Below are 14,544 nucleotides of genomic sequence, written 5' to 3' on the forward strand. Positions count from 1 at the left end.
TTGTCGCTGGAAGTGATGCTGGAGGTGATGAGGCTGGCGTGGGGGGGGAGGCGAGGGGGCGGCGGGTCAGAGGACCTTGCTGAGGAAGTCCCTGGTCCGCTCGTGCCGGGGCTTGTCGAGGACCTCGGAGGGCGGGCCCTGCTCGACGATCCTGCCGCCGTCGAGGAACACGACCCGGTCGGCGATCTCGCGGGCGAAGCCGATCTCGTGGGTGACGATGAGGAGGGTGGTGCCGCTGGTCGCCAGGTCCTTGATGACGGCGAGTACTTCGCCGACCAGTTCCGGGTCGAGGGCGGAGGTCGGCTCGTCGAAGAGGATGACGCCGGGGCGCAGGGCGAGGGCGCGGGCGATGGCGACGCGCTGCTGCTGGCCACCGGACAGCTGGCGCGGATAGGCGCCGGTTTTGTCGGCCAGACCGACCCGGCCGAGGAGTTCGCGGGCGAGTTCCTGGGCCTCGGGCTTGCCGAGCTTCCCGGTGGCGACAGGAGCGGCGGCCACGTTGTCCAGGACGGTCAGGTGCGGGAAGAGGTTGAAGTTCTGGAAGACGAACCCGATCCGGCTGCGCTGGGTGAGGATGGCCCGCTCGCTCAGTTCCCTCAGTCGGTCGCCCTGCCTGCGTACGCCGATCAGCTCGCCGTTGATGCTGACGTGGCCGATCTCGGGCTTCTCCAGGTGGTTGACGACCCGCAGCAGGGTGGACTTGCCCGAGCCGGACGGGCCGAGGATGACGGTGACCTCGCCGGGGCGCACGGTCAGGTCGACACCGTCCAGGACCCGGTGGGTGCCGTACCACTTGTGCACGTCGTGGACCTCGACGGTGGCGGCTTCGACGTCCGCCAGGGCTTCGAGCGTCTTGCCGGTCATACGGCGGCCTCCTTGCGGATGCGGGCCCGCACGTCGGTGAGTGCGGTGCGGAGCTTCTGCAGCGGCGTCGGCGGCAGGCTGCGGGTGGCACCGCGGGCGTAGTACCGCTCGACGTAGAACTGGATGACGGAGACGACGCTGGTGAGGATCAGGTACCAGACGGTGACGACCAGCAGCAGCGGCACGATGTCGCCGGGGTAGGTGGAGCCCATGGTCTGCGCGGCGCCGAACAGGTCGAGCAGCGAGACGTAGAAGACCAGCGAGGTGCCCTTGATCAGGCCGATGAGCTGGTTGACGTAGTTCGGGATGATCGAGCGCAGCGCCTGCGGAAAGACGATCTTCCGGAATTGGTATCCCCTGGGCAGGCCGAGCGCCGCGGACGCCTCGTGCTGGCCCTGGTCGACGGAGAGGATGCCGCCCCGGACGACCTCGGCGGCGTACGCGGACTCGTGGAGGCTGAGGCCGATGACCGCGATCACCATGTCGGTGGCGAGTTTCGACTCGTCGAAGGAGAAGAAGGCCGGCCCGAAGGGGACACCGAGGCTCAACGTCTTGTACAGGGCACTGAAGTTGTAGAGGAAGATCAGCACCACGATGAGCGGGATGGAGCGCAGCGCCCAGACGTAGGTCCAGCTGACCGCGCGCAGCACCGGGCTCTTCGACAGCCGGGCCAGCGCGAGGAGAATGCCGCCGACGAGGCCCAACACCGCGCTGTAGGCGGTGACTTCGAGGGTGATCAGCAGGCCGTCGAGGATGGCCGGCCGCAGGAACCAGTAGCCGAAGCGGTCCCACTGGTAGAAGGGGTTGGAGACCAGGCCGTGCCCGAACTGGGCCGCCAGGACCAGGACGACCGCGGTGGCGATCCAGCGCCCTGGCCGCCGTAGCGGCAGAACCCGCTGGGCAGTGAGGGCTTTCGACGGTTCGGCGGCGGCCGGCGCCTCGGGGAGGGTGACGGTGGCGCCAGGGGGTTCACTCATGGTGGGCTCCGGCTGGGTGGGGACACCCCGGAAGCGCGGCGGCATGCGCGGGCGCACACGACGGCGAGGTACCGGGGCTGGGGAGGGCAACGGCACACCGCACAGGCGGTGTTCGTCAGGGAAGGCGGGGGCTGCGGGGAGGTGTCAGCCCCGACAGCGGGCACAGCCCGGTGCGGTACACAGTGCGCTGTTCACGCGGAGCAGATCGACGGCACGATCGGCGACGAGCAGGTTCGGGCACGGCCGTACGCAGCCCTGGGAGCGGCGTGCGGCCGTCCTGGGAGCTGCGTACATGGCGTCACCGTCACTGTTCCGGCCCTGTGGGCCTCGCGCTTACCGAACATCATCGGCCCGGTCGTCACCTGGGGCACCCCACCGCGGAGCGAGGGTTGCCGGTCAGCCAGCCAGGGCTTGTCGCTGACACTCATGACCGTTCTGGGCGGTAGTTAAGACAGTCGCCCGAACGGATGTCAACGCCGGTCCATCAGATGGAACGGCTAACGGGCGGCGTGTGCGGCCCAGTCCAGGATCCGGACGGCTGCTCCGGCGGCCTCCAGGCCATGGCAGCGGGCGTGGTGCCGGCGTTCGATGCCGTCGAGGTCAAGGTGGGTCCCGAAGGCCGGGTGGGCGGCCAGGCGGCGGGCGTAGGCCCACAGGGTGGGGTGGTCGGCGATGCGCTGGACGGCGGAGGCGTCGAGGTGATGCCGGTGCACGGTGTCGAGCTGGACCAGGGCGACCCACAACTCGACGTCGGCGGCCGTGACTTCGTCGCGGATCATGTACGTACGCCCGACCAGCCAGCGCTCCAGCGCGCCCAGCGTGTCCAGCAGCGCGTCGAGCGCCACCTCGCGCTCGGCCGGCCCGGCGTCGGCGGATCCGGCGCGCTGCGCCGCCTGTTCGATGCCCTGTGCGCACATCCGCTCGACGGCGTCGATCTCCGACTCGGCGCCGCACGGGTAGGGCGAGGGGCCGCCGCCGGCGCCGAAGCGGCGGGCGAGGTCGCGCATGATGTCCGGGGCATGGGTACTGACGATCCGTCCGGACCAGTCGTCGCTGAGCACCGGAGCGACGGCCGGACCGGTGTACCGGTGGGCGCTCGCCTCGTACAGCGGACGCAGAGCCGAGTGACCGCCCTCGGGGCCGTCGGGCACGGCGGACAGGAAGGTCGCCGGACAGACGGTGCCCAGGCCGAGCAGGCTGTGGGTGACGGCGATGCGCAGTCCGTCGGGACAGGCGGTCGACAGATGCAGCCGGTAGCGGCCCGGAACGGCGTAGTGGCCACTACGCGCGTCCCTGCCGATCCGGCCCCGGAAGGCCGGCGCGGGCCGGTCGGCCGCGTGTGCGGCAAGCGGTGTGACGGTCATGACTCTCCCCGGAAGCGGGCGCGGACGTACGCGCGGCGGAAGCGACGTCAGGCTGGTCCTGCGAACAGGGCTCATCCGTACGCGCCGGACGGCCCGGCGTTCCAGGGGACGGCGTCGGCGCGGGATGGACACGGGACAGGCGCGGGATGGGCGCGGGATGGGCGCAGGTCAGTCCTCGGGGCTGATCGCGCTGCAGACGCGGAGCAGATCGATGTGACGTCGGGAGGTCAGAAGAGGCGAACGGCTCACTCGGACGGTGACCGGCTCAAGGCGCCTCATGTTTCCCTACCTGTTCACTAGGATTCCCCCAGTGAGTGTCGATCCGACCGGCATCGGCGTCAAGAGGGCTGTCCCGTATCGCGGACGCCCCGGTGGACGCACGCGTCGGCGTGGCCGACCGACGGCGGCGGGCTGAACCGCCGCACCGGGCCCGGTACACATGACTGACAAGAAGCTGTCACACATGGACCGGAATGCGGGTTCGACCGGCACCCGTTCTGAGGCTCTGGCTCAACTTGTGTGGTGCAGTCACTTACCGTGATGGCGGAGCCTCGGCGAATCGAACGTGAAGTTGCCCGAAAACAGTGGGACTTGATGCCCTTCAGGGTGAAGGTACGTGGCCGTGAACGAGGTGCCGCCCTGCTTGCTGGAGATGCTGTTCAAGTCGCTCGCCGACGTGTTGGTCACGTCGGTCGATACGAGCGGCGAGGTGATACGCGTCGAGGCCCGTAGCGCGGCCGACAGTGCCGCGTGTCCTGGCTGTGGTTCATGGTCGCACCGTGTTCATGGCTCCTACCTGCGGTTTCCCGGTGATCTGACGGTGGTCGGCAGGCCCGTGGCTGTGGCGTTGCGGGTGCGGCGGTTCACCTGCGCGACCGCGGAGTGCCCGCGGCGGACGTTCGTGGAACAGGTGCCGGGGCTGACGCGGCGACACGGCCGCTGGACCGAGCGGCTGCGCTCGCTTCTCGGCTCGCTCGGCCTCGCCCTTGCCGGGCGAGCGGGCAGGCGGCTGGCGGAGCTGATCGGCATCCCCGTCAGCCGCAGCACCCTGCTGAGAATGGTCCATGCGCTGCCCGAGCCAACGCCGCCGCCTCCGACGGCGGTCGGCGTCGACGAGTACGCCATGCGCAAGGGCCGCGTCTACGGAACCGTGCTGGTGGACGTGGAGACCCGTCGCCCGGTGGAGCTGCTGCCCGATCGGGAGCCGGAGACACTCGCCGCCTGGCTCGCCCAGCACCCGCAGATCAAGGTCGTCTGCCGCGACCGCGCCCCCTTCTACGCTGAAGGCGCCGCACTCGGCGCCCCGCAGGCCCTCCAGGTCGCCGATCGCTGGCACCTGTGGCACAACCTCGGCCAAGCAGCCGAACGGTGTGTCTCCCAGCACCGCACCTGCCTGCGCGCGGCCCCGCCGACGGCAGAACCTGAGGAGGAGCCGCCAACCGAGGATCGCCCTGCCTCACCATGGCCCACCGGCCATCGCTTCGCCGACCGTATCCGTGCCCGCCATGCCCAGGTCCACGCACTCCTGGAAGCCGGCCACAGCCGCCGCTCGATCCAACGTCAGCTCCGTATGACCTACCGCACCGTCAAACAACTCGCAGACGCGAACGCGCCGGAGGAACTGTTCCGCGGTCAGTGGCAGAACCGGCCGACCAAGCTCGATGCGTTCAAGCCGTACCTCCACCAGAGGCGGGAGGAAGGCTGCACCAACGCCTGGCAGCTGTGGGAGGAGATCACAGAGCGCGGCTACCGCGGCGGCTACGGCGCCGTCCGCGACTACCTGCGCCCCCTGCGAACGACACCACGTCCCCCGGAGGTCCGGCCGCCCTCGGTCAGGACGGTCTCCGGCTGGCTGCTCACCCACCCCGACGTTCTCCGGGAGGACAACCGGCTGCGGCTCAAGGCTGCGCTCACCAACTGCCCCGAACTAGAAGCCCTCGCCGCTCACATCCGCTCCTTCGCCCGGATGCTCACCCAGCGCGAAGGCGAGCAGATCACCGAATGGATCGCGGCCGTCCGCGCCGATGACCTTCCCAGCCTCCACACCTTCGCCAACGGCCTCGAACGCGACCTGGACGCGGTCACCGCAGGTCTCTCCACCGCCTGGAACTCCGGCGTCGTCGAAGGCCACGTCAACCGCATCAAGATGCTCAAGCGCCAGATGTTCGGCCGCGCCGGATTTCAACTGCTCCGCAAGCGGGTCCTCCTCGCTCCGTAATCCGGTCAGCACTGGGCTGGGCACGGACATACGATCGGGACGTGACGATCAAGTACGAGTGGCGGGGCGACTTCGACAACGCCTCCCTCAACGCGCTGCACGCCGACGGCTTCGGCCCTCCAGTCGCTGAGACCGACTGGCGAGCACGACTTGAGCGCCACAGCCTCGGCTGGGTCTGCGCATGGGAAGACGGCTCCCTGATCGGCTTCGTCAACGTTGCCTGGGACGGCGGCGTTCACGCCTTCATCCTGGACACGGTGGTCACTCAGCATTTCCGGTCGAGAGGCGTCGGAGCCGCGCTCGTCGCAACTGCGGCCAAAGAAGCCCGCGCCGCGAAGTGCGAGTGGCTTCACGTCGACTTCGAAGAGCACCTGCGCTCGTTCTATTTCGATGCCTGTGGCTTCAAGGAGACGACAGCCGGACTGATCGCCCTATAACGCCGTGGCCCAAGTCCTTGGCCTGGTACACGGAGTCTCAGCCGTCACGCACAGTGGCGGCACCACACAAGTTGAGCCAGAGCCCGTTCTGACTGACATGACTGTTGGAGTAGCACTCAACGCGTCCGACGCGCCGAACCAGGTCGACGCGACCGTACAACTCGCCCGGGAGGCAGCCGAGTTGGGTCTCACGTCGGCCTGGTTCGGGCAGACCTTCGGAGCGGACTCACCCCAGCTCGCGGCGATCGTCGGGCGCGAAGTGCCCGGACTGCAGGTCGGCACCTCCGCGATCCCCGTCTTCGGCCGCCACCCGCTGCTGGTCTCCAGCCAGGCCCAGACCGCCCAGGCCGCGACCCACGGCCGCTACCACCTCGGGCTGGCCCTGGGCACCAAACTCCTGACCGAGGCCGGCTTCGGCCTGCCCTTCGAGCGGCCCATCGCCCGGCTGCGTGAGTTCCTCACCGCTCTGCGGCAGTTGACCGAGACCGGCACGGCCGACTTCCAGGGCGAGCTGCTCACCGCGACCACCCCGGTCCCCGCGCGGGTACCGGGCGCCGAGAGCGGCGTCCCCCTGCTGGTCGCCGCGATGGGACCGCAGGCGCTGCGGGTCAGCGGCGAGCAGGCGGACGGGATCCTGCCCTACCTGGCGGGACCGCGCGCCCTCGCGGACCACATCGTGCCCGCCCTGACCGCCGCGGCCGACGCCGCCGGCCGCCCCGCGCCCAGGGTCGTGGCCCTGGTCCCGGGCGTCGTCACCGACGACGTCGACGCGGTGCGGGCCAAGGCCACCGAGAACCTGGCGTTCTACGAGCAGATCCCGTCCTACGCGCGGGTCATCGAGCTCTCCGGCGGCCGGCGGGCCGCCGACCTGGCCGTGATCGGCGACGAGAAGACCGTCGAGGCCGAGATACGGCGTTACCGCGACGCCGGTGCCACCGAGGTCGTGTTCTCAAGCACCGAGATCGCCGGAGAAGCCGACCGCCGACGCACCTGGCAACTCCTGGGCGGACTGGTCCCCGGTGCAGGCGAGACAGAGATCTGAACCGGCGGGAATCAGGCGGCGACGAGCTCCTGTTCGCGGGCCGGCGTTTCGACCTTGGGCTTCTTGTTCGGCAGCGAGAGCCGGAAGACCTTGCGCCACGCGGAGAACACCTGCTTGGGCAGCGGCCCGGTGACGTACTCCAGCTCGTACTTCTCGAACAGCGCGCGCACCTTCACCGCAACCTCGGCGTACCGGTTGCTCGGCAGGTCCGGGAACAGGTGGTGCTCGATCTGGTGCGAGAGGTTGCCGGTCATGAAGTGCATGGCCTTGCTGCCGCTGATGTTCGCCGAGCCCATCATCTGGCGCAGGTACCACTCGCCGCGCGTCTCGCCCTTGATCGACCGGCGCTCGAAGACCTGCACGCCCTCGGGGAAGTGCCCGCACATGATCACCGAGTGGGACCAGAGGTTGCGGACCAGGTTCGCGGTGAACGTGGCGGCGAGCGTGGGGAGGAACGACGGGCCGGACAGCAGCGGGTGGATCACGTAGTCCTTGAGCACCTGCTTGCGGATCTTGCGGCCCACGGCCTTGGCCCGCGTGCGGAACTCCGGGTTCTTGCGGCGGCGCTTGTGCAGGTTCTTGCCGAGCTCCAGGTCGTACGCCGCGATGCCGTACTCGAAGAAGCAGGCGTTGATGAAGTTCCACAGCGGCTGGCCGAGGTGGAAGGGGTGCCACTTCTGGTCCTCGTCGACGCGCATGATGCCGTAGCCGAGGTCGTTGTCCTTGCCGATCACGTTGGTGTACGTGTGGTGCAGCTCGTTGTGCGAGTGCTTCCACTGGTCGGCCGGCGAGACGTGATCCCACTCCCAGGTGGTGGAGTGGATCTTCGGGTCCCGCATCCAGTCCCACTGGCCGTGCAGGATGTTGTGGCCGATCTCCATGTTGTCCATGATCTTCGCCACGGACAGACCGGCGGTGCCGATCAGCCACGCGGGCGGGAAGATCGAGAACAGCAGTACGCCCCTGCTGACCAGCTCGAGCTTGCGCTGCGCCGAGATGACCTTACGGATGTATGCGGCGTCTTTTTCCCCGCGGCCGGCGATCACCTCGTCGCGGATCGCGTCCAGCTCGCGGCCGAGCTCCTCGATCTGCTCCGCGGACAGGTGGGCGGTGGGGTCGATGGCGGTCAAGGTGCTCCTACCGTTCGATGTCGCAGGGGCCCGCCGCGGCGGACACGCAGGTCTGGATGAGGACGCCCGGCTCGGCCTCGGTGATCTCGCCGGTGCGCAGGTCGCGGACGGCGCCCGCCTTGAGCGGCGAGACACAGCCGAAGCAGATGCCCATGCGGCACCCGGAGGGCATGAGCACGCCGGCCTCCTCGCCGACGTCCAGCAACGGCGTGGCGCCGTCCGCGTCGACGGTCTTGCCGGTGGCGCTGAACGTGACCTCGCCGCCGTCGCCGGTGGCGACGACGCCGGGGCGGAAGCGTTCGGTGTGCAGGCGCTCCGGTACGCCGTGCTCGCTCCAGTGCTTTTCGGCGGCGTCGAGCAGGCCCGCGGGCCCGCAGGCCCAGGTCTCGCGCTCGGCCCAGTCGGGCACGAGTTCGTCGAGACGGGCGATGTCGAGCATGCCGTCGATGTCGGTGTGCACCTCGGTGAGCTGCAGCTTCTTGTCCGCGACCAGGTCGTGCAGTTCGTTGCGGAAGATCACGTCGTGCGGCTGGGGCGCGCAGTGGACCATGACGACGTCGTCGAACTCGGTGTCGCGCAGCATGCCCATCACGGGCGTGATGCCGCTGCCGGCCGTCAGGTAGAGCACCTTGGCGGGCTTGGCCTTGGGCAGCACGAAGTCACCGGTCGCCTGGTCGAGCTGGACCAGCGTGCCCGGTTTCGCCCTGCGGACCAGGTGGTTGCTGACCTTGCCGTCCGGGATCGCCTTCACGGTGATCGTGACGCGGCCGTCCCGGCGGTTTGTCGGCGAGGTGACGGAGTAGGCACGCCACAGGCGCACCCCGTCGACGTCGACGCCGATCCGTACGTACTGGCCGGCGGTGTGGCCGCGCCAGCCCCGTCCCGGCCTGATCACGACGGTCGCGGCGTCCGGTGTCTCGGGGTGGACGGCCTCGATCCGCCCACGCAGGTCGGCGCCCGCACGCAGCGGGCTGACCAGGTCGAGGTAGTCCGACGGCAGCAGCGGTGTCGTGACCATCTCCAACAGTTTCCACGCCCTACTGCGGAGGGCTGCACTCCTCATGGCTCCAGCTTGCTGCGCCTCAGGGCGTAAAGTCCTGACCGCAGGATGTGAATCTGGTGGGCCGCATTGTTCGCAGGGAACAAAAACATGAGTCACGCAATCCAGAGGGCCAGCGAACTGGCCTTGGATGAGACGACGGTCACCGCGCTGCGGGCCGCGCTGAAGACCACCGCCGACGAAATCGTCCAGGCGATCATCGACGAGGTCCCTCCCTACGCAGGCGCCCTTCAGGGCCGCATGGGCGGCACCATCCGCCGAGCCGTCCGCACCGCCCTCGGGCACTACCTGGACCTCGCGAGCGGGAACGCCACAGGCGGCGACGCCGGTGACGCGGCCTACGAGCTGGGCCGCGGCGAGGTCCGGGACGGCCGTTCGATGGACGCCCTGCTCAGCGCCTACCGCGTCGGCGCCCGCGTGGCCTGGCGGTGCCTGGCAGCGGGTGCCGTACCCGCAGGTCTGCCCGCCGCCGAGGTCGCCAAGTTCGCCGAGCTGACCTTCGCCTACATCGACGAGCTCTCCGCCGCGAGCGCCGCGGGCCACGCCGACGAACTGGCCGCCCGGGGCCGGGCCCACGAGCTCCACCTGGAACACCTGGCCCGCGACCTCCTCGCCGGCCAGGGCCCGGACGCGCTGCTGGCCTCTGCTCAACGGGCCGGGTGGCAGCCTCCGGTTTCGCTGACCGCGGTCCTGCTGCCCGCCGCCCAGGCCCGCCCTGCCTACCGCGCGCTCGACCCGAGCACCCTCGTCCTCGACGATCTGCCGGACGCCACCGGCGTGCTGCTCGTCCCCGACGCCGACCGACCACATCTGTTGCGGCAGCTGACCGACCGCACCGCCGTGGTCGGCCCGGCCCGGCCATGGACGCGTGCCTCCGCCTCGTACCAACGAGCCGTACGCGCGCGCTCCCTCTCCTCTGACATCCGCGACACCGAGGACCACCTGCCCGAGCTGGTGCTGAGCGCCGACGCGGACGCTTTCGCAGACCTGCGTGCCCGAGCCCTCGCACCCTTGCGGACCTTGCCTGTCGCGACCGCACGGCGGCTGCAGGAGACGCTGCGGGCGTGGCTGCTGCACCAGGGCAGGCGGGACGAGGTGGCGGCGGCGTTGTTCGTCCACCCCCAGACGGTCCGGTACCGGATGTCGCAGCTGCGGGAGCTGTTTCCGGATCTCGCATCACCGCACCGGGTCCTGGAGCTGACGCTGGCGGTCGGCCTTCGGGACAGCTGACGCGTACCCGCGGCCAGGCTGGTCCGACATGAACGGCTGGAATGTCAGGGCCGGGTGGGCCCCACAGCCGCGCCGCGGTCACCGCGGCTCGCGAATGCGTGGATCGCGCGGAGAACACCGAGGGCGCGGAGGTCTCTGACCAGGGCAGGCGTGCAGCCGGGCGGCGGTGACGTCCGGAGTGGAGCCCGGCTCGACATCGGAGGCCCAGCACCAATGATCACCGGACCGGAGTCACCGGGGGGGAGCACGCAGCATGACCGGCACCACGAAGGCACTTGGCGGGTCGGCCGCAGTCGACGACGCAGCACGAAGCGTCGCGCGCCCGTTCTACGTATACGCCGTGCTCGCCAACTCGCTGTTCCAGCGTGGCGTATTCGTCCTCTTCCTTCAGCAGCGCGGCTTCTCCGCCGGGCAAGTGGCCCTGCTCCAGACACTGATCTACCTGGTCAGCGGAGTGGCGGAGTTGCCGACGGGAGTCATCGCCGACCGAATCGGCAGGCGTGCCGCCATCGTGATCGGCCAGGTGCTGACAGCTGGTTGCCTGCTCGGTCAAGCGACGTCCGCCAACTACTGGGTGTTTGTGACGCTGTTCATCGGCCAGGGCGTGGGCATGGCCTGTGTATCCGGTTCGGACACCGCCCTGCTGTACGACCTGCTCGTGCGCCGTGGTGCAACGGCCGGCTACGTCACGATCAAGTCCCGGTTCACCATGCTCGGGACGGTCACCTCGGGATTCGCCATCGTCCTCGGCGGCCAACTGCAGCAGTTTTCCTGGGGAATCGTCTACGTCGGTTCGGCGTCGTGCCTCGTTCTGGCCGTGGTGGTGCTGATGTCCCGGGTGCCCGAGATCCGCGGCGCGGACGCGGTGGACGAGCAGGACGGAGCCGAGAAGGAGCACGGCGACGCCTCGGCATGGCGGGCGATGCTTCGGGTCGCGACGCCGGCGCTCGTGACGCTGGTCGTGGTGTCCGGACTGATGCATGCGACTTTGACGCCGTACATCATTTTCACGCAGAAGACCCTCTCCGATCAGGGAGCGGGCACCGCCTTGGTCAGCGTGGTCATATCGGCGGGATTCTTCGTCAGCGGACTCGCCCCCTTGCTGTCGGACCGCGCGGACCGGCGCATCGGGTATCGGGGCGTCGTCCCGGTGTCTCTCCTGACGCTCGTCCTGGCGCTCGGCCTGAGCGGCCTCGGCCTTGTCTGGGTCACCATCGCCGCGTTCCTGGTCCTGGTCGGGATTCCCGAGATCACCGCCGTAATCGTGGACAACGTGTTCAACGAGGCGGTGCCGTCGCGTCACCGGGCGAGCCTGCTGTCGATGATCGCATTCGTGGAGTCGGCGCTCATCGGCATCGGCTACCTCGTCCTCGGCGCGCTCATGGACGGGCTGGGCTCCGGTGCGGGCATGGCCACCTACGCCGCAGTCCCCCTGCTGGCATGTCTCCTGTGGCTCCCGGTGCTCTTCCGAGGGGCACGCGTGACCACCGAGACCAAGAAGCCCGCCGGCCAAAAGGCATCCTGAAACACCGGCCGGTGGTCAGACCAGTTCCTGTTCCGCCCAGATGGTCTTCCCGGTCGCCGTCTGCCGCGTACCCCAGCTGGTGGTGAGCTGGGCGACCAGCAGCAGCCCCCGGCCGCCCTCGTCGAACATGCGGGCCCGACGCAGGTGCGGTGAGGTGGAGTTGCCGTCGGAGACCTCGCAGATCAGCGTGCGGTCATGGATCAGCCGCAGTTGGATCGGATCAGCGCCGTAGCGGATGGCGTTGGTGACCAGTTCGCTCACCACGAGTTCGGTGACGAACGCGGCTTCTTCGAGGCCCCACGCCTGAAGTTGAGCCAGGGCGAGCCGACGGGCCTCGGCGACCAGCTCGACGTCGGCCGCCAGGTCCCACACCCGGACCTGCCCGGCGTGCAACGCCCTGGTGCGCGCGAGGACAAGGGCGACATCGTCACGGGGGTGCGCGGGAAGCAGCTCGGTGAGCAGGGCGTCGCAACGGCTCTCCAGCGAGGTGCCCGAGCGGGCCAGCACCTCGCACAGCCGGCCGACCCCTGCGTCCGGGTCGTGATCGGCGGCTTCCACCAGGCCGTCCGTGAACAGCGCGACGAGGCTGCCCTCCGGCAGTTCGACCTCTGTCGCCTCGAACGGCAGACCGCCCACGCCGAGCACCGGTCCGGCGCTGACGTCGAGGACGCGCGTGGTGCCGCCGGGCTCAAGGATGACGGGCGGCGGGTGCCCGGCGCTGGCGGTGGTGAGCCTGCGGGAGACGGGGTCGTAGACGGCGTACAGACAGGTGGCGCCGGTCTCGCCGGTCCCGTCGGCCCCGGGGCCGGCTTCCTCGTCGTGCGCGGTCACCCGGAGCACCAGGTCGTCGAGGTGCGCGAGCAGTTCGTCGGGCGGGAGGTCGACGTCGGCGAGGGTCTGGACGGCCGTACGGAGCCGGCCCATGGTCGCCGACGCCTGGATGCCGTGGCCGACCACGTCACCTACCACGAGACCGACGCGCGCGCCGGAGAGCGGAATGATGTCGAACCAGTCGCCGCCGACGCCTGCCCTTGCGTCGGTGGGCAGATAGCGGCAGGCGACGTCCACGGCGGACTGCCGGACGAAGCCGCGCGGCAGGAGGCTGCGCTGGAGCGTCAGGGCGGCGGTGCGCTCGCGGGTGTAGCGGCGGGCGTTGTCCACGCACAGAGCCGCCCGGCCGGCGAGTTCCCTGGCCAGCGTCGAGTCGTCCTGGTTGAACGGATCCGGCCGCGCGCGCACGAGCGTCGCGACGCCCAGCGTGGTGCCGCGCGCGATGAGCGGGACCGCGAGCACCGACGTGACCGTGAAACCACGGGCCCTGCCTTCGCGCACCTTCGCGGCCCGCGCGGGCATGCCCTGCAGCCAGCGCTCGAGACCCGGGTCGTCGCTGGTGCTGAGCACGGCCTGCCCGGTACGCAGGGCCCGCACCAGCGGCGAGTACGGCGGGTGGACGTCCGTGCCGCCCAGTTCGATCGCCGCCTCCGGGGTGCCGGGCTCAAGGGAAAGGTGGGCTACGCGGCGCAGTGCGACGAGGTCGGACCAGCCCTCGGACGTGGGCTCGTCGCCCTCCATCACCGCCTGGAACAGGTCCACACTGGCGAAGTCCGCGAAGCGGGGCACCACGAGGTCGACGAGTTCCTCCGCGGTGCGGGTGAGGTCCAGATTCCTGCCCAGCCGGAGCGCCGCCTCGTCGAGCACCGCGAGGCGCTGCCGCGCCCAGTGCTGCTCGCTGCTGTCGAAGGCGGCCATGCCCACCGCGCACACGTCACCCGCGTCGTCACGGATGGGCCAGAGCTTCACGTTCCAGGCATGCTCTCGGATGCTGGACGGGGCCCGGGTGAAGCTCTCGTAGTGCGTGGGCTTCCCCGTCGTGGTCACGTCCCGCAACGCCTGCAGCATCCCCTGCTGGTCCACGTCCGCCGGAACGCCGTAGGGGTAGAGGTAACCGCGCAGCTCGTCTTCCCCGACCCCCATGACCAGGCATGCCTCCTCGTTGAGCCGGAGGTACCGCTGGTCCGTGCCGAAGATCGACATCGAGAAGGTCGCCTGGCGGAAAGCCTGCTCCACCAGCGCACGGTCGTCGTCCTCACGCGCGGGCTCCATGTGCTCAGTGTGCTCCGGCACTCACAGCGCGACAACCGAGGCCCGAGGCGACCCTCCAGGCCAGTCGACCGCTACGGCATCGGCACCCGCCACCGCAGCGGTGCCCCTCCTTCCGGTCCTGATTGCCGCCCGTGATGGCGGTGGTCGATTACTTGATGCGAGTCTCGGCGAGTTGCGGCCTGTAGCGGGTGGACTCGTCGGAAGCCGGTCCGCCGAGCCGGGTGACCCACAGCCGCAGATACCGGCCGGTGGTGGAGGCGAGGGTGTGGCTCCGGGCGGCTCCGTTCGGGTTCGACGCCTGCACAACGGTGGATCCGTCCTCGTCGTCGCCAACAACATCCGCCAGGCCCAGCAGCTCTACGGCCACCTCGGCCCCATCGCACGCCAGCTGTTCGGACCGCAGGCCGCGGCCATGCTGCACTCCCGTTTCGAGCGCCGCGACCGCAGGCGCCTGGAACAGCACATCACCGAACTGATCAGCCCATCCCGCAAGGAGCCAGTCGTCATCTGCCCAGGAGGGGTATGTCGACGGTCACGCAATTCCCCAGGTGGTGGTTGTGGCGGCGTCTGAGTACCGGGAGTCCCGTGATCAGC

At 69.8% G+C, this 14,544-nt stretch carries 14 protein-coding genes and 1 riboswitch; of the genes, 6 read left to right on the plus strand and 8 right to left on the minus strand.

The window, feature by feature from the left end; genetic code table 11:
* Positions 1–66 precede the first annotated feature (66 nt).
* The 4 genes from AQJ67_RS07575 to AQJ67_RS50390 all read right to left on the minus strand — a co-directional run bounded on the left by AQJ67_RS07575 (position 67) and on the right by AQJ67_RS50390 (position 3,484).
* Positions 67–864: an amino acid ABC transporter ATP-binding protein gene (locus tag AQJ67_RS07575; RefSeq protein WP_062717263.1), complete on the minus strand. Its 798-nt coding sequence runs from the start codon at positions 862–864 to the stop codon at positions 67–69.
* Positions 861–1,841: an amino acid ABC transporter permease gene (locus tag AQJ67_RS07580; protein WP_062717264.1), complete on the minus strand. Its 981-nt coding sequence runs from the start codon at positions 1,839–1,841 to the stop codon at positions 861–863. The genes AQJ67_RS07575 and AQJ67_RS07580 overlap by 4 nt, the downstream gene beginning before the upstream one ends.
* Positions 1,842–2,165: 324 nt before the next feature.
* Positions 2,166–2,273, minus strand: a riboswitch (SAM riboswitch).
* Positions 2,274–2,338: 65 nt separating this feature from the next.
* Positions 2,339–3,205 carry a glutathione S-transferase C-terminal domain-containing protein gene (locus tag AQJ67_RS07585; RefSeq protein ID WP_062717265.1) on the minus strand — a complete coding sequence of 289 codons (867 nt, stop codon included), beginning with the start codon at positions 3,203–3,205 and terminating at the stop codon, positions 2,339–2,341.
* A 168-nt stretch (positions 3,206–3,373) separates the two neighbouring features.
* Complete coding sequence (locus tag AQJ67_RS50390; protein ID WP_341846142.1) at positions 3,374–3,484, minus strand: putative leader peptide; 111 nt, start codon at positions 3,482–3,484, stop codon at positions 3,374–3,376.
* Positions 3,485–3,827: 343 nt separating this feature from the next.
* Between AQJ67_RS50390 and AQJ67_RS07590 the strand changes: the two genes are divergently transcribed.
* The 3 genes from AQJ67_RS07590 (at position 3,828) to AQJ67_RS07600 (ending at position 6,902) form a co-directional block, all read left to right on the plus strand.
* Positions 3,828–5,423: an ISL3 family transposase gene (locus AQJ67_RS07590; protein WP_062717512.1), complete on the plus strand. Its 1,596-nt coding sequence runs from the start codon at positions 3,828–3,830 to the stop codon at positions 5,421–5,423.
* Between the two features lie 41 nt (positions 5,424–5,464).
* The gene (locus AQJ67_RS07595) at positions 5,465–5,860 is read left to right on the plus strand and encodes a GNAT family N-acetyltransferase (RefSeq protein ID WP_062717266.1); all 396 of its coding nucleotides are present in this window, start codon (positions 5,465–5,467) and stop codon (positions 5,858–5,860) included.
* A gap of 97 nt (positions 5,861–5,957) precedes the next feature.
* Positions 5,958–6,902, plus strand: coding sequence for an LLM class F420-dependent oxidoreductase (locus tag AQJ67_RS07600; RefSeq protein ID WP_062717267.1), 945 nt, complete (start codon positions 5,958–5,960; stop codon positions 6,900–6,902).
* Between the two features lie 11 nt (positions 6,903–6,913).
* On the opposite strand, the gene AQJ67_RS07605 is transcribed toward AQJ67_RS07600, so the two are convergent.
* Both AQJ67_RS07605 and AQJ67_RS07610 read right to left on the minus strand, forming a co-directional pair.
* Positions 6,914–8,032: a fatty acid desaturase family protein gene (locus AQJ67_RS07605; protein WP_062717268.1), complete on the minus strand. Its 1,119-nt coding sequence runs from the start codon at positions 8,030–8,032 to the stop codon at positions 6,914–6,916.
* A gap of 7 nt (positions 8,033–8,039) precedes the next feature.
* Complete coding sequence (locus AQJ67_RS07610) at positions 8,040–9,095, minus strand: ferredoxin reductase (protein ID WP_062717269.1); 1,056 nt, start codon at positions 9,093–9,095, stop codon at positions 8,040–8,042.
* An 87-nt stretch (positions 9,096–9,182) separates the two neighbouring features.
* Between AQJ67_RS07610 and AQJ67_RS07615 the strand changes: the two genes are divergently transcribed.
* On the plus strand, positions 9,183–10,322 hold the full coding sequence (locus AQJ67_RS07615; protein WP_062717270.1) for a PucR family transcriptional regulator: 1,140 nt from the start codon (positions 9,183–9,185) through the stop codon (positions 10,320–10,322).
* A gap of 253 nt (positions 10,323–10,575) precedes the next feature.
* The gene (locus AQJ67_RS07620; RefSeq protein ID WP_208614914.1) at positions 10,576–11,847 is read left to right on the plus strand and encodes an MFS transporter; all 1,272 of its coding nucleotides are present in this window, start codon (positions 10,576–10,578) and stop codon (positions 11,845–11,847) included.
* A 15-nt stretch (positions 11,848–11,862) separates the two neighbouring features.
* Here the strand turns inward: AQJ67_RS07620 and AQJ67_RS07625 are convergent, their stop codons facing one another.
* Entirely contained in the window at positions 11,863–13,950 is a 2,088-nt protein-coding gene (locus AQJ67_RS07625) for an ATP-binding SpoIIE family protein phosphatase (protein ID WP_062717271.1), read from the minus strand.
* A 148-nt stretch (positions 13,951–14,098) separates the two neighbouring features.
* Positions 14,099–14,317: a hypothetical protein gene (locus AQJ67_RS44840; protein ID WP_208614915.1), complete on the minus strand. Its 219-nt coding sequence runs from the start codon at positions 14,315–14,317 to the stop codon at positions 14,099–14,101.
* On the opposite strand from AQJ67_RS44840, the gene AQJ67_RS50635 reads away from it, so the two are divergent.
* On the plus strand, positions 14,216–14,521 hold the full coding sequence (locus AQJ67_RS50635) for a hypothetical protein (protein WP_425264138.1): 306 nt from the start codon (positions 14,216–14,218) through the stop codon (positions 14,519–14,521). The two genes, AQJ67_RS44840 and AQJ67_RS50635, sit on opposite strands and share 102 nt — an antisense overlap.
* Positions 14,522–14,544 lie beyond the last annotated feature (23 nt).

This window comes from Streptomyces caeruleatus (assembly GCF_001514235.1).
In the GTDB taxonomy this organism is placed as follows: domain Bacteria; phylum Actinomycetota; class Actinomycetes; order Streptomycetales; family Streptomycetaceae; genus Streptomyces; species Streptomyces caeruleatus.